16 protein-coding genes and 1 pseudogene are annotated in these 17,507 nt (G+C 63.3%); 7 read left to right on the top strand and 10 right to left on the bottom strand.

Annotated elements, in window-relative coordinates:
- Positions 1 to 49 precede the first annotated feature (49 nt).
- The gene (locus ACQK2M_RS22530) at positions 50 to 802 is read right to left on the bottom strand and encodes a hypothetical protein (RefSeq protein ID WP_425419666.1); all 753 of its coding nucleotides are present in this window, start codon (positions 800 to 802) and stop codon (positions 50 to 52) included.
- A gap of 84 nt (positions 803 to 886) precedes the next feature.
- Here ACQK2M_RS22530 and ACQK2M_RS22535 point away from each other — a divergent pair, with 84 nt between their 5' ends.
- On the top strand, positions 887 to 1,630 hold the full coding sequence (locus ACQK2M_RS22535; protein ID WP_425419667.1) for a helix-turn-helix transcriptional regulator: 744 nt from the start codon (positions 887 to 889) through the stop codon (positions 1,628 to 1,630).
- Positions 1,631 to 1,665: 35 nt separating this feature from the next.
- Here the strand turns inward: ACQK2M_RS22535 and ACQK2M_RS22540 are convergent, their stop codons facing one another.
- Entirely contained in the window at positions 1,666 to 3,495 is a 1,830-nt protein-coding gene (locus ACQK2M_RS22540) for a DEAD/DEAH box helicase (RefSeq protein ID WP_425419668.1), read from the bottom strand.
- A 219-nt stretch (positions 3,496 to 3,714) separates the two neighbouring features.
- Here ACQK2M_RS22540 and ACQK2M_RS22545 point away from each other — a divergent pair, with 219 nt between their 5' ends.
- Positions 3,715 to 5,079, top strand: coding sequence for a metallophosphoesterase (locus ACQK2M_RS22545; RefSeq protein WP_425419669.1), 1,365 nt, complete (start codon positions 3,715 to 3,717; stop codon positions 5,077 to 5,079).
- Here the strand turns inward: ACQK2M_RS22545 and ACQK2M_RS22550 are convergent.
- Both ACQK2M_RS22550 and ACQK2M_RS22555 read right to left on the bottom strand, forming a co-directional pair.
- Positions 5,028 to 5,798 (bottom strand): IS5 family transposase, encoded by a 771-nt coding sequence (locus tag ACQK2M_RS22550; RefSeq protein WP_425420116.1) that lies wholly within the window; start codon positions 5,796 to 5,798, stop codon positions 5,028 to 5,030. The genes ACQK2M_RS22545 and ACQK2M_RS22550 overlap by 52 nt on opposite strands.
- Before the next feature lie 25 nt (positions 5,799 to 5,823).
- Positions 5,824 to 6,024 (bottom strand): annotated as a pseudogene (locus ACQK2M_RS22555) (LysR family transcriptional regulator); the annotation flags it as partial.
- 109 nt (positions 6,025 to 6,133) lie between these two features.
- Here ACQK2M_RS22555 and ACQK2M_RS22560 point away from each other — a divergent pair.
- Positions 6,134 to 7,018, top strand: a complete 885-nt coding sequence (locus tag ACQK2M_RS22560; RefSeq protein ID WP_425419670.1) for a DMT family transporter — start codon at positions 6,134 to 6,136, stop codon at positions 7,016 to 7,018.
- 88 nt (positions 7,019 to 7,106) lie between these two features.
- On the opposite strand, the gene ACQK2M_RS22565 is transcribed toward ACQK2M_RS22560, so the two are convergent.
- From ACQK2M_RS22565 to ACQK2M_RS22575, 3 genes are all read right to left on the bottom strand, one after another.
- Positions 7,107 to 8,483 (bottom strand): aspartate aminotransferase family protein, encoded by a 1,377-nt coding sequence (locus ACQK2M_RS22565; protein WP_425419671.1) that lies wholly within the window; start codon positions 8,481 to 8,483, stop codon positions 7,107 to 7,109.
- Positions 8,484 to 8,511: 28 nt separating this feature from the next.
- On the bottom strand, positions 8,512 to 9,993 hold the full coding sequence (locus ACQK2M_RS22570) for an NAD-dependent succinate-semialdehyde dehydrogenase (protein WP_425419672.1): 1,482 nt from the start codon (positions 9,991 to 9,993) through the stop codon (positions 8,512 to 8,514).
- 116 nt (positions 9,994 to 10,109) lie between these two features.
- The gene (locus ACQK2M_RS22575; protein WP_223476450.1) at positions 10,110 to 10,595 is read right to left on the bottom strand and encodes an Lrp/AsnC family transcriptional regulator; all 486 of its coding nucleotides are present in this window, start codon (positions 10,593 to 10,595) and stop codon (positions 10,110 to 10,112) included.
- Between the two features lie 200 nt (positions 10,596 to 10,795).
- Between ACQK2M_RS22575 and doeA the strand changes: the two genes are divergently transcribed.
- Together doeA and doeB are read left to right on the top strand one after the other, a co-directional pair.
- Complete coding sequence (doeA, locus tag ACQK2M_RS22580; protein WP_425419673.1) at positions 10,796 to 11,977, top strand: ectoine hydrolase DoeA; 1,182 nt, start codon at positions 10,796 to 10,798, stop codon at positions 11,975 to 11,977.
- A 4-nt stretch (positions 11,978 to 11,981) separates the two neighbouring features.
- The gene (doeB, locus tag ACQK2M_RS22585; protein WP_425419674.1) at positions 11,982 to 12,974 is read left to right on the top strand and encodes a N(2)-acetyl-L-2,4-diaminobutanoate deacetylase DoeB; all 993 of its coding nucleotides are present in this window, start codon (positions 11,982 to 11,984) and stop codon (positions 12,972 to 12,974) included.
- Here the strand turns inward: doeB and ACQK2M_RS22590 are convergent.
- The 3 genes from ACQK2M_RS22590 to ACQK2M_RS22600 all read right to left on the bottom strand — a co-directional run bounded on the left by ACQK2M_RS22590 (position 12,971) and on the right by ACQK2M_RS22600 (position 16,263).
- Entirely contained in the window at positions 12,971 to 13,969 is a 999-nt protein-coding gene (locus ACQK2M_RS22590) for an AraC family transcriptional regulator ligand-binding domain-containing protein (protein WP_425419675.1), read from the bottom strand. The two genes, doeB and ACQK2M_RS22590, sit on opposite strands and share 4 nt — an antisense overlap.
- On the bottom strand, positions 13,966 to 14,790 hold the full coding sequence (locus tag ACQK2M_RS22595; RefSeq protein ID WP_425419676.1) for an oxidoreductase: 825 nt from the start codon (positions 14,788 to 14,790) through the stop codon (positions 13,966 to 13,968). Before ACQK2M_RS22595 ends, ACQK2M_RS22590 begins: the two co-directional genes overlap by 4 nt.
- 105 nt (positions 14,791 to 14,895) lie before the next feature.
- Entirely contained in the window at positions 14,896 to 16,263 is a 1,368-nt protein-coding gene (locus ACQK2M_RS22600) for a DEAD/DEAH box helicase (protein WP_425420117.1), read from the bottom strand.
- Between the two features lie 417 nt (positions 16,264 to 16,680).
- Between ACQK2M_RS22600 and ACQK2M_RS22605 the strand changes: the two genes are divergently transcribed.
- Both ACQK2M_RS22605 and ACQK2M_RS22610 read left to right on the top strand, forming a co-directional pair.
- The gene (locus ACQK2M_RS22605; RefSeq protein ID WP_223476455.1) at positions 16,681 to 17,028 is read left to right on the top strand and encodes an ArsR/SmtB family transcription factor; all 348 of its coding nucleotides are present in this window, start codon (positions 16,681 to 16,683) and stop codon (positions 17,026 to 17,028) included.
- Positions 17,021 to 17,446, top strand: coding sequence for an SRPBCC family protein (locus ACQK2M_RS22610; RefSeq protein ID WP_425419677.1), 426 nt, complete (start codon positions 17,021 to 17,023; stop codon positions 17,444 to 17,446). The genes ACQK2M_RS22605 and ACQK2M_RS22610 overlap by 8 nt, the downstream gene beginning before the upstream one ends.
- Positions 17,447 to 17,507: the final 61 nt, after the last annotated feature.

Consider the following 17,507-nt stretch of genomic DNA (forward strand, 5'->3'; position numbering starts at 1 on the left):
ACGCCATAGACACCGCCGGCAACGGTGGCGGTGGCGCCATCGGAAATGGTCAGGTCTGCCGTCGTATCGCCGCCCCTGGCAAGGTCGACACCGCCCCGTTCCGTCCAGGTCGTCCCGTACCGGTGACCGTCAGCGATCCGCTGCCCGTGCCGTCGGCAACGTAGTTCCAGCCGCCGATGGCAGTGCCGTTGGTGTCAAGCGACCCGCGATTGTCGACGGTGACGTTCGCCGTGCCCTTATAGCCGATCAGGAAGTCGCCGACCCTCAGGCTTGAGTCGTCGCCCGAAACCGTCACGGTCATGCTGCTGCCGCTTTCCATGGTGGTCCAGGCGCGACTGAGGTCAACCATGCCGCCATTGGAGATCTGCAGCGTGGCCGAACCGGAATAGCCGAGGAAGGTTACGCCGTCCCCGTTCCCGCTTGCCGTCCACTTGGAGCCATTTCCGGAAACAGCCACCGTCCCGGATGTGCCGGTCTGGTGGCCAACGGTCGACGACGTGCCAGGGCCGGTATTCAGAACGGCTCCGTTCAGGATGTTGACCGTGCCGATATCGCCCGTCAGGTCGCCGACGACGAAGTTGTCGTAGTTCTCCGTGCCGGTCACGTTGTGGGTTTCGCCGCCCGGCTGGCCGACGATGAGGTCATCGGCAAGGACCGGTTGCCAGCCAAGAACGGTGGAGGAGATCAGCGCCGTGACGCCGGACAGGAGCACGGATACCGAAGGGCGAACAATCCGGCGCTTTTCCGCGTATTTGCTCGGCTGCGGCGTTAAGCCGCCGGCTTTCCCCCAATAATTCGTCATTGCGCGTCCCCAAACGATTCTCATGATCGACATGTTGTCGCCGGTGGGGGCGGGATTTGTACACTATTAGACTTAATAGGATCGGTGGTTTCAGGTGAGGGAATGGGCTTTTGGGTTGGGCAGGATGACTTCGATCTTCGCGGGGTGAGCGAGAAATCGGAGTTGATTCATCGGGCGAACGCGTTTTGCGAGTCGATCGGCAGCAAGAATTTCAGCTACATGCTGCTGAACCCGCCACGGAACGCTTTGCTCAAGACCGATCCGGTGATCACGAATTGCCCGACCGAGTGGCTTGTCCGCTATGCCGAGCGAGACTACCAGTTTCACGACCCGCTCGCGAAGATCTGCAGCCGGTCGCGCCTGCCGTTTCGCTGGGGGCACCGGGAATTCTTAAAACTGTTGAATAAAGCGGAACGCGCTGTGCTGCATGAGGCCCGGGATTTCGGCCTCGTCGAAGGCTATGTCGTTCCGATCTCCGGACCCGAAGGCGATATGGGCGGATTGTCATTCTGCGTCGATTCGTCGGGCAGCGTCGCCGATATGGTTTCGGAATCCGCCGCGCGGATCCAGCTTTTTGCGGCGGAGTTTCACGCGGCAGCGATTCGCGTCCTCTTCGACAAGGTTCCAACAAAGGCGGTGACCCTGACACCGCGGGAACGGGAAGTCTTGAGCTGGGCCGCCGACGGTCTTTCAAGCGAAGCCACGGCCGACCGGATAGGGCTGACCACGCCGACAGTGAATTACCACATCGCCAATTGTTGCCAAAAGCTTGGAGCCTCCAACAAGATGCATGCGGTTGCCATGGCTCTGCGGCAAGGTCTTATCTAAGAGCTGGTTTCGACAGTCATTCCACGCGCGCAGGCTCAGGCGGGCCGTTTCGGCTTCTTGCCCTTGTATTTCTGCTTCTCTCCGCGATCCGTCGCCGGGCCTTTCTGTTTGTTGCCTGGCTTGCCGCCCTTCTTGAATTTCGGCTTCGCGTCCCCGGGGGGCGCATCCCTTGGCTTTTCTTGCCTCGGCCTGCCGCCCGCCTCGCCGGCCGGGGCGATCATGATGCCCTTCTCGACACTCTCGGGCTGGCTGATGCGCTCCGCGAAGCTCTCGGCCTTGTCGGCTGAGATTTCGAAACGGGTTTCGGCGGGATCGATCCGGATCGCGCCGACATCGCGCTTGGTCACGCCGCCGGCGTTGCAGATCATCGGCAGCAGGAATTTCGGGTCGGCGCGGTGTTTGCGGCCGAGCGAGATGGTGAACCAGACGCCGCCCTGCATGTCCGGGCGCGGCTCGCGGACCCTTGGCTGGTCTTCGCCGGATTTCCTGTCACGGGCAGAGCGCTTGTCGCGCAAGGCTTCGGCGGGAAGCGGCCACAACTCCTCGGGAACGGGATGGGCGGCCATCTGCTGGCGCAGGAACGCCGCCGCGATACGCTCGGGCCCCGCCCGCTCCAGCAGCTCGGCGACGAATTCCGCCTCGGTCTCGTCGGGCTCGGCGGCCGAGGCGGCGGCATCGAGTATCCGTCGGCGGTAGCGCGCCTCGATATCGGCAATGCCGGGGGCGGCGCGCACGGTCGCCGTCAGCTTCGCCATAGCGAGCACGCGATGCGCCGCGCCGCGCCTGTGTTCCGGCACGATGAGCACGCAGACGCCCTTTCGGCCCGCGCGGCCGGTCCGGCCGGAGCGGTGCAGCAGGGTCTCCGGGTTGCTCGGCACGTCGGCATGGACCACGAGGTCGAGGTTCGGCAGGTCGATGCCGCGCGCCGCGACATCGGTCGCCACGCAGACACGGGCGCGCCCGTCGCGCATGGATTGCAGCGCGTTCGAGCGCTCTGATTGCGCCATCTCGCCCGACAACGAGACCACCGAGAAGCCGCGATTGGCGAGGCGCGCCGTGAGATGGCGCACCGCTTCGCGGGTGTGGCAGAACACCAGCGCGCTCGTCGAGTCGGTGTCCAGCAGCGCGTTGATGATGGCGTGTTCGCGCTCGTCGCGGCGCACCAGCATCAACTGGTATTCGATATCCGCGTGCTGTTCGGTGGATGCTGTCGTTTCGATGCGCACCGCATCCGTCTGCACGGTTCTGGCCAGTTCGGCGATGCCGCGCCGTACGGTCGCCGAAAACAGCAATGTACGACGCTCCTGCGGCGCCGCGCCGAGGATGAATTCCAGATCGTCGCGAAAGCCGAGGTCCAGCATCTCGTCGGCCTCGTCGAGCACCACGGCGCGGATGGCGCTCAGGTCCAGCGCGCCGCGCGTGATGTGGTCACGCAGACGCCCGGGCGTGCCGACGACGAGATGCGCACCCCGCCCCAGCGCGCGGCGTTCGTTGCGCATGTCCATGCCGCCCACGCAGGTCGCGATCTTCACCTGTGCCGCTGCGTAGAGCCAGTCGAGCTCCCGCTGGACCTGGATGGCGAGCTCGCGCGTCGGCGCGATGATCAGGCCGAGCGGCGCGGCGGCCATGTCGAAGCGTTCGGCGCTGCCCAGCAGGGTCGAGGCGATCGCGATGCCGAAGGCGACCGTCTTGCCCGAGCCGGTCTGCGCCGAGACCAGCAGATCGGCCTCGCCATGGTCTCCACTCGTCATCGCCAACTGGACCGGCGTCAGCTGGCTGTAGCCTTTCGCCGTCAGGGCGGAGGCAAGGGCCGGATGGATGGCGGCGAAGGGGGATGTGCGGTTCTGGTCGGCACTCAACGTCATGGTCACTTTCTCTGAAAGGCGCGGAGTATCACGTTGTGTGCGCTTTGGGCAGCGATTGTTTGGGGGAATCGCGCCACAAGGAGGCCGGGCAGATGGCGGCCTTTGGCTGGTTCTCACTGTGCAAAGTCGTGCTGCGAACTACTGTGGCCTCGGTCGCCATGGTTCCCTTCTGCGAATCATGCATATGATTACGTAACGAGTTCTCTTTTTGAGTGATCTATGTCCGACACATCGTTCCGCTGGCTACACCTGTCCGATCTACACTTCGGTATGAAAGGACAGGCACCACTCTGGTCCAATCTCAAGCATCATCTGTACGATGATCTTCCATTACTGTTTCAACAATCGGGTCCATGGGATTTAGTGATATTTTCCGGAGACATCGTTCAGAAAGGAGCCCCCGAGGAATTTCATGGTGCAACCTGTGCACTAAAGGAACTGTATGGCAAAATCGCAGACCTGAACTGTTACCCTAAATTCATCGCGGTTCCGGGCAACCACGATCTCGTCCGACCTGACGAGAAAGATATGTCCGCCATGTTGCTTAAAGATTGGCACAGTCGGCCGGAGGTACGGGAACAATTCCTTACTGAACCGTCGAGTCCTTATCGCAAAACGGTCAAGAGCTCGCTGGCAAATTATCAGGCGTGGTATGAGAGCCTTTCTGACGCAGGGATACCGTTACTCGAAACGACCTTTGGTTTCCTCCCCGGCGATCAGGTGGGATGCATTGAGCGAAATGGGAAACAGCTCGGTATTGTCGGCCTGAACTCGACTTGGTTGCAACTAAATAAGGATTCTAAGCTCGGTGATCTACACGTTGACCATCTACAGCTTTCGACGATACTGCCGGATGCCGAAGGCTGGTGTAGAGACAATGACTTCAACTTGCTTATCACCCATCAACCAGTCGAATGGTTGAGCGAGAGGAACTTGGCCACTTGGAAGAAGGAGATTGCGCCGCCCGGACGGTTCGATCTCCATCTCTTCGGCCACATGCACGAACCGCTGTCGAGCAGCCTGTCAATCATGGGCTCATCCGCAGTCACAATCTTCCAGTCGCCTTCGCTTTTTGGTCTCGAGCATTTGGCTGATGGGAGTTCCCAACGGATACATGGATATAGCGCCGGCGCGCTGTCGAATTCTGGCAGCGATCGTCAACTTAGGATCTGGCCTCGGACGTACATGGTATCGAAGGCAGGTCAGGGAAGAATGACGCCGAACCACGAGTTCATCTTGGACGACAATGTCAGTACGATCACATCACTACCAAGAAAGATCGCTACAAAATCGACGAGTGCCATATTCGCATCACCCATCAGCAGCACGGCTCTCAATCCGAAAGCGGAAGAATTCGTTGCGACGTCTTCGACAGAGCCACAGGAGGTGTTGGGCAGATTTCGGCACCACTTGCTACCCCCCGGGCCCCACGCCTTCGTAAGAAAAGTTGAGCAAGATACTGCCGTTAGAGCGCTGGACAACCGCTGTCTTTGGATCGTGGCAGACTGGGGACTTAGAGTCCGACTCGAAACTCATGCTGACCGGGCCAGTCGTCGTGTGAGCAGCATGACGGATGCGGCGTAGAGGAAGACCTCGGCGGAGGCGATGGTGCCTTCGAAATCCTTGGCCAGCCGTCGGTTGCGACTGATCCAGGCGAATGTGCGTTCGACCACCCAGCGGCGCGGCAGGACGTGGAAGCCGATCTGGTTGGCGATCTTCTTGACCACCTCGATGGCGATGCATGTTGCATCCTTGACCCTCTGGGCGCCATAGGCGCTGTCGGCGAAGGTGATTTCGACGAAAGGGAAGGATCGTCGTGACGCCTTGAGCAGCGGGACGGCACCGTCACGATCCTGAATGTCGGCCGGATGCGCCTGGATGACCAAGGCCCGGCCATCGGTATCGACCATGGCGTGGCGCTTGCGCCCTTTGATCTTCTTGCCAGCGTCAAAGCCCCTGGGGCCGCCGGCCTCGACGGTCTTGACGCTTTGGCTGTCGATCACCGCCGCCGAGGGACTGGCCTCACGTCCGGTCCGTTCTCGATCGGTCATGACAAGGTGGTGATTGATTGTCTGGAACAGACCTTCGCGGCGGAAGCGCAGGAACCAGCCATAGACCGTCGTCATCGGCGGGAAGTCCTTGGGCAGAAGCCGCCAGGCGATGCCACCCCGCAGCACATAGAAGATGGCGTTCATGATCTCGCGCATCGGCCATTGACGCGGCCGGCCGGTCCTTGCCGGCGCCGGCATGAAAGGGGCGAGAATTTCCCATTCCGCATCACTCAGATCGCTTCCATAACGCAGATGATCGCGGCTATGCTGCCGCCGGGTGGCCGAGCCAGATCTCTCCCGCCGGCGTCAGCGCCACGCTTCGGCGCGTGCGATGAAACAGCTGCACGCCGAGCGCGTCTTCCAGCGCGCGGATCGCCATGCTCAGCGGCGGCTGGGTCATGTGCAGCCGTTCGGCTGCCCGGCCGAAATGCAGCTCCTCTGCGAGCGTCACGAACTGCCTGATCTGGCGAAGATCGATATCGGCAACCATTGATATATTTTCCAGATTTATTGCGACTGTCTTATATATTTTACAGCCGCTCCGTCAAAACCTACCCTGCCCTGGCCGGCCGCCGGGAGAATCAAGGATGCAGCAAGAAGCGGGAAAATCGCGGGACAGAACGATCGCGGGGATCGCGATGATGTGCGCCGGTGTCGCCTGCCTCAGCGCGAACGACGCGCTCGCGAAGTTCCTGCTCGCGGACTATTCGCCGTTGCAGATCCTGTTCCTGCGCAACGTCATTGCCCTGCCCTTCGCCATCGCACTCACGGTCCGGATGGGCGGGACCGGCGCGCTGCGCTCCCGCAAGCCCGCCGCGCATTTTCTGCGCGGCTTCCTCTGGATCGTGGCGACGATCATGTTCTTCACCAGCTTCATCCGTCTGGACCTCGCCGAGGCGACCGCGCTCATCTTCGTCGCGCCGCTGTTCATCACGGCCATGTCCGCGCTTTTCCTGCGTGAGCGGGTCGGCCCCCGCCGGTGGCTCGCCGTCTGCGCCGGGTTTCTCGGCGTGCTGATCGTCATTCGCCCGGGGACCGCGGCGTTCCAGACGGTCTCCCTGCTGCCGGTATCGACCGCCTTCATCTACGCCCTGCTGATGCTGAGCGCCCGTTGGGTCGACACGCGCGAAAGCGTCTGGACGATGCTGCTTTATCTGACGGGCGCCAGCGCGCTTCTCAGCGCAATCGTCGCGCCCTTCGTCTGGAGCCCGATCAGCACGGACGACCTCCTGTTCTTCGCGGCGATCGCCCTGTTCGGGACGGCGGGCATGACGATGATGACGCAGGCGTTTCGTCTTGCGCCGGCCGCGATCGTCGCGCCGCTGGACTATACCGGCCTTGTCTGGGCGACAACCTTCGGATGGCTGATCTGGAGTGAAATTCCCGACGGGCCGACCTTTCTCGGCGCGGCCGTCATCATCGCCAGCGGCCTGTACGTCATCTGGCGCGAACGCGGCCACAAGAGGCCGTGACCGGAGCTCCGGCCTGACGGCCGGAACCCCGATTTCTCAAGGACCGCGCATCGCTCGCGGACGAGCGGAAGGGCGCGGGCGGCTGTCCTCAGAGCGCCGCGCAGGCTTCCTCGACAGCTTCCTTCGTGACCTTGACGATCGTGTCCGCCTCGTCCTCGGAGAGGCAGAGCGGCGGTGCGAAGCCGATGATGTCGCCTTCCGGCATGGCGCGGGCGATGACGCCGCGTTTCAGCATGGCGGCCACGACGACCGGACCGAGCTTGCCGGCGGGCTCGAAGAAGGTGCGGTTCGCCTTGTCGGCGACCAGTTCGACGGCGCACAGCATCCCCTCGCCGCGGACCTCGCCGACATTCGGATGTTCGCCGACCGCCTCGGTCATCTTCGCGTTCAGATAGGCACCCACATTGCCGGCGTTCGCGACGAGACCCATCTCGTCGATCAGCTTGAGATTGGCCACAGCCGCCGCCGCGCCGATCGGGTGCGCCGAATAGGTCCAGCCGTGACCGATGGCGCCGAATGTGTCGGTCCCCTGCTCCAGAACGCTCCAGAGCTTTTCGGAAACGATCGAACCGGAAAGCGGCGCATAGGCCGAGGTCAGCCCCTTGGCGATGGTGATGATGTCCGGCTCGATGCCGTAATGGGCGGAACCGAACATCGTGCCGAGGCGGCCGAAGCCGGTCACGACCTCGTCGGCGATCAGCAGCACGTCATGCTTTTTCAGGACGGCCTGGATCTTCTCCCAGTAGCCGGCGGGCGGCGGCACGATGCCGCCTGTGCCGAGCACCGGCTCGCCGATGAAAGCGGCGACCGTTTCCGGGCCTTCCCGCTCGATCAGCGCGTCGAGTTCGGCGGCGCAATGGTCGGAGAACTCCTCCTCGCTCATCGCATCGTCCTTGCGGCGGTAGTAATAGGGCGCCTCGGTGTGGACGACCTGCGGCAGCGGCAGGTCGAACTGCTTGTGGAACAGGCCGAGCCCGGTCAGCGAGCCGGTCATCAGGCCGGACCCGTGATAGCCGCGCCAGCGCGAGATGATCTTCTTCTTCTCGGGACGGCCGAGGACATTGTTGTAGTACCAGACCAGCTTGACGTTGGTCTCGTTGGCGTCCGACCCGCCGAGACCATAATAGACGCGGCTCATATTTGCCGGCGCGCGGTCGATGATCATCTTCGACAGGGTGATGGAAGCTTCCGTGCCGTGGCCGACATAGGAGTGGTAATAGGCGAGTTCCCTGGCCTGCGCCGCGATGGCTTCGGCGACCTCCTGGCGGCCATAACCGATATTGACGCAGTAGAGACCGGCGAACCCGTCGAGCAGGCGATTGCCGTCACGATCCTCGATGAAGACGCCCTCGCCACCGGTGACGATTCGGTTCGGCATCTCGCCGCGGGCGAACTGCGCCAGGTGGGTCGAAGGATGGAAGAAGTGTTCCCGGTCCCACTGTTCCAGAAGATCGTTTCTCAGCATGGTCTCATTCCTTTTTCACGTTCCGGTTTCATGCCCAGTCGCGGCACACATATTTGACTTCGGTGAAGGCCTCCATCCCGATCCGCGATCCTTCGCGGCCGAGACCGGACTGCTTCATCCCGCCGAAGGGGATCGGCGCACCAGTGACCTTGGTGCGGTTGACGGCCACCATGCCGAATTGCAGCGCGCGTGAGGCGCGGTAAATGCGGCGCGGGTCCTGGGTGTGGAGATAAGCGACAAGGCCGTATTCGGTTTCGTTAGCGCGGCGCAGCGCCTCCGCCTCGCCGTCGAAGGCGCAAACGGCGGCGACCGGTCCGAAGGTCTCCTCGTGCATGATAAGGGCGTCCGCCGGCACATCGACCAATATGGTCGGTTCGAAGAAAAGCGGCCCGGCGGCGTGACGCTTGCCGCCGGCCAGAAGCTTCGCGCCCTTGGAAAGCGCATCGGCGACGTGTTCCTCCTGCTTTCTCACGGTGGCTTCGTTCATCAGCGGGCCGATATCCGGGTCCTCCGCGCCGCGACCGACGGAAAGGGCCTTCGTGCGTTCGGCGAATGCCTTGCAGAACGCGTCATGGATCGGACGTTCGACGAAGAAGCGGTTGGCGCCCAGGCAGTCCTGTCCGGAGGTGGCGAACTTCGCCTTCACCGCCTCGTCGACGGCCTGGTCGAGATCGGCGTCGGCGAAAACGAGGAAGGGCGCATGGCCGCCCAGTTCGAGAACGAGGCGCTTCACCGTGTCGGCGCCCTGGCGGTAGAGCAGCTTGCCGATTTCGGTAGACCCGGTGAAGGACAGGGCCCGCACCCGTTTGTCCGCCATCCATGCGCCGACGATCTCGGGCGCATCGCCGGTGACAACGTTGAAGACGCCGGCCGGAAGCCCGGCGCGTTCGCCGAGTTCCGCCAAGGCGAGCGCCGAGAGCGGCGTCTCGATCGACGGATGGACGATCACCGTGCAGCCGGCGGCAAGCGCCGCCGCGGCCTTGCGGGTGATCATGGCCGACGGGAAGTTCCACGGCGTGACGAGGGCGGCGACGCCCAGCGGTTCGCGCCAGACCTCCACCTCGGCATCGCCCAGATGCGAGGTCACGCCCTCGATGTTCGGACGCTTGGCCTCCTCGGCATAGAATTCCACGAAGGAGGCCGCGTAGTCGATCTCGCCCCGGGATTCGGAAATCGGCTTGCCCTGCTCCGCCGTCATGAGGACGGCGAGGTCTTCGCGGTTCTCGATCATCAGATCGAACCAGCGCCGGAGGTTCTTCGACCTTTCCTGCGGCAGCAGGCCCGCCCAGGCTGGAAAGGCCCCATCCGCCACATCGACAGCCGCCGTCGCGCCATCCGCATCGATCCGCGCGACTTCCGCCAGCAACGCGCCATCCGCCGGATCGGTCACCGGCACGGAGACGCCGTCGCGGCCGGCAGTCCACTGCCCGCCGACATAGGCGAGCGACCGCATCAGGCGGCGGTCGGCGAGGTCAAGCGGCGAATCGGTTCGTTTGGCGGGGTCGGCCATGGCGCGGCTCCTTCGGGTTAGGCGCCAAGCCTATCAGCCTGCCCGGCGAGGAAGCCTCCGAAGCCGGAAACGGAGCAAGAGGATTTTTCTTTTTATCGGCCGCGAAACAGCGGAATTCACTCCCCGGCGCCCAGCAGCAATTCGAGCGGCAGCGTGCCCGGGGCCTTCACCTCCTTGGTGACGATGTAGGTGAAATAGCGCGCCATGGCCGCCTTGCGCTCCAGCATGTCGTCGATCAGCCGCTGGTAGGAATCGATGTCTCGCGCGACCACCTGCATCAGGTAGTCGTAGCCGCCGCCGAGCGCCCAGCAGGCGACGATCTCGTCATAGCGGGTGACCGCGGTCTCGAAGGCCTGAAAGTCTTCCGTGCGATGGCTTTCCAGTTCCACCAGAACAAAGACAACTACATGCGACGCAACGGATTTCAGGGATATGCCAGCCCGGTATCCCTCGATGATGCCGGCCTTTTCGAGCCGTTTCAGGCGGTCCCAGCAGGGGGTCGGTGACAGGTTGATCCGGCGCGCCAGCTCGGTCTTGGAGATACGCCCCTCGCGCGACAGGATGGAGAGAATCCTGATATCCCTTTCGTCGAGCTTGAGCATCGCGCCGTTCCTGTTTCGCCGGGTGCCGGACGGCATGTCCGGTGTCGGGATTCATACGCGGCGATGCCGCCCGGCGACAAGCGCCGTGTCGGATTTCGTCAACAATACGGGGACGTTGCGGCGCGGAAAATTTTCTTGACGATCCAGACGCGGTGCCGCCTGTTTGCGCGTCAGGCAGATACGACAAGCGGAGAGCGGGCATGGCCGAACCGAGACGCGATTTCACGCCGGAGGAATACCGGCAGCGCATCGAGCGAATCCGATCCGTCATGGCGGAGAAGGGCCTCGACCTGCTCGTGATCTCCGATCCCTCGAACATGCACTACGTCACCGGCTATGACGGCTGGTCGTTCTACACGCACCAGGCGGCGCTGCTTGCGATGGAGGGCGATCCCGTCTGGTGGGGGCGCGGCATCGACGCCCTCGGCGCAAAGCGCACCGTGACGATGGATGACGAGAACATCGTCGGCTACGAGGATAGCTACGTCCAGAACCCCGAAAAGCATCCGATGGAAACCCTCGCCGCGCTGCTCAAGGAACGCGGCTGGGACAAGGGCCGGATTGGCGTGGAGCTGGACAATTACTATTACTCGGCCGCCGCGCATCAATCGCTGACGAGCAACCTGCCCGAGGCGCAATTCGCCGACACGACGGGTCTCGTCAACTGGCAGCGCGCGATCAAGAGCGAAAAGGAACTCGAATACATGCGCCGGGCCGCGCGCATCGTCGAGGCGATGCACAAGGCGATCGTCGAGAAGGCGGAGCCCGGCATGCCGAAGAACGAGCTGGTGGCCGAAATCTACCGGACGGGCATTATGGGGGCTGACGGCCATTGGGGCGACTACACGGCCATCGTGCCGATGGCGCCATCGGGCATGGACGCCACAGCGCCGCACCTGACCTGGGATGACTATCCGCTCCAGAACAACGAGAGCACCTTCTTCGAGATCGCCGGCGCGCATCTGCGTTACCAGTGCCCGCAGTCGCGCACGCTGTTCATCGGCAAGCCGCCGCAAAAGTATCTCGATGCGGAAAAAGCGGTGCTGGAAGCGGTCGAGGCGGGGCTCGAACAAGCAAAGCCCGGCAATCGCTGCGAGGACATCGCAAACGCCTTCAACGCGACGCTGAACAAGTTCGGCTTCGTCAAGGACAATCGCTGCGGTTACGCCATTGGCGTATCCTACCCGCCCGACTGGGGCGAGCGCACGATGAGCTTCCGGCGCGGCGACAAATCGGTTCTGAAGCCGGGCATGACGTTCCACTTCATGCCCGCGCTCTGGCTGGACGATGGCGGGCTGGAGATCACCGAGCCGATCCTGATCACCGAAACCGGCGTCGAATGCTTGTGCACGACGCCGCGCGAACTCTTCGTGAAGGGCTGAGACCGTGACTGCCAATCCGATCGTGCCAACGATTCCGTTCGACGATGACGGCGCGCATCACGGCTTCCTGCGCCTGCCCTACAGCCGCGACGATTCCGCCTGGGGCTCGGTGATGGTCCCGATTACCGTCATCAAGAACGGCGACGGGCCGACGGCGCTGATGACCGGCGCCAATCACGGCGACGAATATGAAGGCCCCATCGCGCTGCAGGAACTGGCGGCGACGCTCAAGCCGGAGGAGATTACCGGCCGCGTCATCATCGTGCCGTTCTTCAACTATCCGGCTTTTCGCGCGGGAACGCGCACGTCGCCGATCGACAGGGGCAATCTCAACCGGCTCTTTCCGGGGCGGCCCGGCGGCACCGTGACCGAGAAGATCGCGGACTATTTCACCACCGTTCTGGTGCCGCATGCGGATATCGTTCTTGATTTCCACTCCGGCGGAAAGACGCTCGACTTCCTGCCGTTTGCCGCCGCCCATGTCCTCGACGACGCGATGCAGCAGCATGCCTGCGTGGCGGCGATGGAAGCGTTCAACGCGCCTTATTCAATGACCATGCGCGAGATCGACAATGTCGGCATGTACGACACGACGGTCGAAGACCAGGGCAAGGTGTTCGTGACGACGGAACTCGGCGGCGGCGGCACGGCGACCGCGAAGTCCGTCGCGATCGCGCGCAAGGGCGCGCGCAACGTGCTGATCCATGCCGGCATTCTTTCCGGGGAACTGGAAACGGGACTGAGCATCGAACTCGACATGACGCATGACGACTGTTTCGTCTTCGCGAGTGATGACGGGATGATCGAGCCATGCGCCGATCTCGGCGATACGCTGGACGCCGGCGATTGCCTCGCCCGGATCTGGCCGGTCGACCGAAGCGGCAAGCCGCCGCTCGAATATCGCGCCAGACGCGGCGGCCTGCTCACCGCGCGCCACTTCCCTGGTCTCGTCAAGGCCGGGGACTGTCTCGCGGTGATCGCCGACGTCAAATCCTAATGCGCTGACCCCGAAAGCGCGGCCCTGCGCATGGCTTCCGGTGTCGTTCCGGTCCAGCCGTGGAAGGCGCGTGCGAAGGAATTCGGATCGTCATAGCCGAGAAGGTAGGAGATTTCCGAACTCGTATGCGCCGTGTTGCGCAGATAGTCCGTCGCCAGTCTTGTCCGCAAGGCGATCAGTTCCGCCTGATAGCTGGTGCCCGCCTCGCCGAGCTTTCGCTGCAGGCTGCGCGCACTGAGGCCGAGCCTCGGCGCGACATCGCCGATCGCGGTTCGCCCGGAGGGCAATGCGGCCATCAAGGCGGCGCGGAGCCGGTCGGCGAGCGGCGCCTCTCGCGTCATCTCCTCAAGGCGCATGCGCAGTTCCGGCTGGAAGACCGCATACATGGCCGGATTGACGCTGAGAAACGGGCGCGCCGCATCGCGGGCGGAAAAGACCAGCCGGTTGCGATCCGCCTTTCGGACCCTCACGCCGAAGTAAGCGTCATAGGGGCCGGCAGGCGGCGGTTCGGTCATCTCGACACGCAACGGCTCGATATCCGCCCGCGTCGCAAGGCGCGCGAGGGAAACGAGGAAGACAAGCTCGGTTGCGACGAATTCGGAGGGCAGGTGCAGTCCGTCCTCCGCCGCGTAGGTGTCGCTCAGCGCGTCATCGTTCGCGGCGACATCGAGCGTGAGCGGCCCGAGCAGCGGCTTGAAGACGGAAAGGCGCTGCATCGCGACCTTGAGATCGGGACTGCAGAACGCGGCGAAGAGCGGCGGGCTGAAGGAGTCCGACGGTACCGACCGGCCCAGCGCAAGCCCCGGCGCCGGATCGTCGATCATCGCCATCAGCGTGCGCCAAAGACGGAAGAAACTCTCCGGATCGAGCGCAGGACGCTCGCGGCGGAAAAGATCGGCGGGCAGCGCCGCGGCCCGCAGCAGATCGTTCGGATCGATCCCGAGCGGATCGAGCAGCGCCGCCCAGCCGACATCGATGGCGAAGGGCCGCGTCACGAAACCTGACTCATGACGAGCTTGTCGAAGATGCGGTCGCTGACGAGCCACCGCAGGAAGATCAGAGGCTTCGCCATCGCGCCGGCCGCATAGCGGGTGCGCGGCCGACGAGCGGTCATCGCCTCGACGACGACATCGCTGATGACGCTCGGCGGCGAACCGCTTCCGCCCGAATAGGATTCCTCACTTGCCTTGCGCATCTTCTCGGCCAATGCGGCATAGGCGCTGTTTTCCTTCAGGGCGAAACGCTCGGTCAGGGCGTCGGCAAAGCCGGTGCGAATGATGCCCGGTTCGACGATGACGACATCAATGCCGAAATCCTTCAGTTCGAGGCGCAGGCAGTCAGACCAGCCTTCAAGGGCATATTTCGTGGCGTGATACCACGCGCCGAGCGGCGTGAAGATCTTCCCGCCCATGGAGGAAATGTTGACGATCAGCCCCTTGTTCCTGTCGCGCATCGCCGGGATCAGGAGCTGGGTCAGCCGCGCAAGGCCGAACAGATTGACTTCGAACTGGTAGCGCGCCGTATCGATCGGCGTGTCCTCGACCGGGCCGTACTGGCCATAGCCGGCATTGTTGACGAGAACATCGACGCCACCACGCTCTTCAAGGATGCGGTTGACGGCGGCCTCGACCTGATCGTTCTTCGTGATGTCCATGGCGAGAACGATCGCGCCGCGCGCGGCGAGATCGTCCATCTTGCCGACGCTGCGGGCGGCGGCATAAACCGTGTAGCCTTCCTCGAGGAGGCGGCTTGCGATGTCCTTGCCCATGCCCGAGGACGCACCGGTGACGAGGACCGTTTCGTATTTGCGTGTCATATCTCAGCGCTCCGATTGGATCGATAGCGCCGAGATAGGGCGTAAATCACGCCATTGCACTCGCAGATCGCGCCAATCCGCTTGCGGAAGACGCCAAGAGCAAGATCAGGCCGCGCGGCTTTTGCGGTTGCGGCGCCATTTCGGACGGCTGGACGGGCGTTCCTGCGCACCCGCCGCCTGTTCGCCGGTCGCAGCCTTGCCGCGATGCGGGCGCTTGCGGTTCTGGTTGTCGGACTTGCGCGCCTCACCGGGATTGCCCTGCGGGCGCGCGTTGCCGGAGCCGCGATTGCCTCCGCCATTGCCGCCGCGACCGCGGCCTTCCTTGCGGCTGCCGGCGCCAAAGCCCGGATGCTCGCCGCTGGCGACCGAAATGGTTATACCGGTCAGCTTCTCGATGTCGCGAAGCATCTTGGTTTCGTCCTCGGCGCAGAAGGAAACCGCCCTGCCCTCGGCGCCGGCGCGCGCGGTGCGGCCGATGCGGTGGACATAGCTTTCGGGGACCTGCGGCAGGTCGTAATTGTAGACGTGGCTGACGCCCGGAATGTCGATGCCGCGTGCGGCGACGTCGGTCGCGACGAGAATGCGGGTGTCTCCGCTCTTGAAGTCGCGAATGGCGCGATCACGCTGGCCCTGGCTCTTGTTGCCGTGGATCGACGCGGCCGAGAAACCGTTGGCGACGAGGTGCTTCATCAGCTTTTCGGCGCCGTGCTTGGTGCGCGCGAAGACGAGCGAGAGATCGTCGGCGCGTTCGGAGAGCTGTTTCTTCAGCAGATCGGTCTTGCCGCGCTGGGAAACAAAATGCACCGACTGGTCGATCTTGTCGGCGGCCTTGCCGGGCGGCGTCACCTCGATGCGGACCGGATCGTTCAGATAGGTCTTCGACAGGCTTTCGATCTCCTTGGGCATCGTCGCAGAGAAGAGCAGCGTCTGGCGCTCCTTCGGCAGAACCTTGGCGATCTGGCGAAGCGAATGGATGAAACCGAGATCAAGCATCTGGTCGGCCTCGTCGAGGACGAGGAAGTGGGTCTGGGCCAGGATCACGGCTTTGCGCTCCATCAGGTCGATGAGGCGGCCCGGCGTGGCGACGATGATATCCTTGCCGCGATGAAGATCACGGATCTGGACGTTGATCGACTGGCCGCCGACGACGGTGGCGATCTGGAGCTTCGACCGTTTGACGAAGCCGCGAAGGTTTGCGGTGATCTGGTTGGCGAGTTCGCGGGTCGGGGCGAGGATCAGCGCACGCGCGCTTTTCGGAAAGGGCTTCTGCGGATCGGCGAGAAGCTTCTCGATCAGCGGCAGGCCGAAGGCGGCCGTCTTGCCGGTGCCGGTCTGGGCGAGGCCCATGATGTCGTGGCCTGCGAGCACGGCCGGGATCGCAGCTTCCTGGATCGGCGTCGGCGAGGTGTAACCCGCGGCCTCGACGGAGTGGAGAATACGTTCGGAAAGTCCGAGTTTGGAAAAGTCAGTCAAAGTCATGCCTTTCGTGGCATTGGCGCGCGGAGTTGCCCACGCACATGCAAAAACACACGCGTCCCGTCCGCCTTACGCGGATGGGCGCGTCATGAGGTTTGCGATCCAACTGCTATCCCGGACCGAAGTGTCCTGTGGATCAGCGGATCGTCAGCACCCCGCGTGAAATGGGAACCTGTTGGAAAATCCGGCGCCTGGTTTTGCGGCCGGAAGGAAATGCGTTTTGCACCTGACGAACAGAAATGTCGTTGAGACGGTACGGGCTGCTCACGCGGCAGCCAAATCGCTTTCACATACGGCATATCGGCTTTGTGCACTGCAATGTCAAGCGACACGAGACGTGGCTTGCCGGTTCCCGGCGAATCTTATATTCAACCATTTAGTTGACAATAAAATCAGAGAAGGTTATTCAACCAAATGGGTGAACATTCGCAGGAGCATCGCCTTTCGGAAATCCTGAAGGCGGTGAGCGACCAGACCCGGCGGTCCCTTCTCACCACTCTGGTGCAGGAGGGACCGCTTCGGGTGACGGAACTGGCCGGGCGTTACGACATGTCACTGAACGCGGTTTCAAAGCACATCAAAGTGCTGGAGGCCGCCGGACTGGTGACGCGCAAGACGCTCGGGCGGGTGCATCTGATCGAGGCCGATCTCGATCCGGTGCATGCGGTCGATGACTGGTTCGGGCAACTCCGCTCGATCTGGGAGCTACGGCTGGAGCGCCTTGGTGAGTTGCTCGAAGAAGGAAACGATCGAGATGAGTGAACTGTCCCTGACCCTAAAGAAAACGATCCCCGCCCCCGTCGAAAAGGTTTTCGATGCCTGGCTGGACGGCGCGATGCTGGCGAAATTCATGATGCCCGCGGCGGGCATGACCGTGCCGAAAGCCGAGGCCGACGGCCACGAGGGCGGGCGTTTCGAAATCATCATGGCAGCCGGCGACCAGGAAATCCCGCATTCCGGCACCTATCTCGAAGTGACACCGCACAGCCGCATCCGCTTCACCTGGGAATCGCCGCATTCCATCGATGGCTCCGTCGTGACGCTCGACTTCACGCCGGCCGGAAACAAGTCGACCGAGGTGGAACTCACGCAGGTGAAGTTCGCCAGCGAGGAGGCGCGCGACAATCACAAGGGCGGCTGGACAGCGATCCTCGAAAAGCTGGGCGAGGTCGCCGGCTGACCGAGCATGCGGCCGGGCGCCCGTCCCCCGTCCGGCACATAACCCGAGGCGCGTTCACCCC

This window comes from Oricola indica, assembly GCF_965227485.1.
In the GTDB taxonomy this organism is placed as follows: domain Bacteria; phylum Pseudomonadota; class Alphaproteobacteria; order Rhizobiales; family Rhizobiaceae; genus Oricola; species Oricola indica.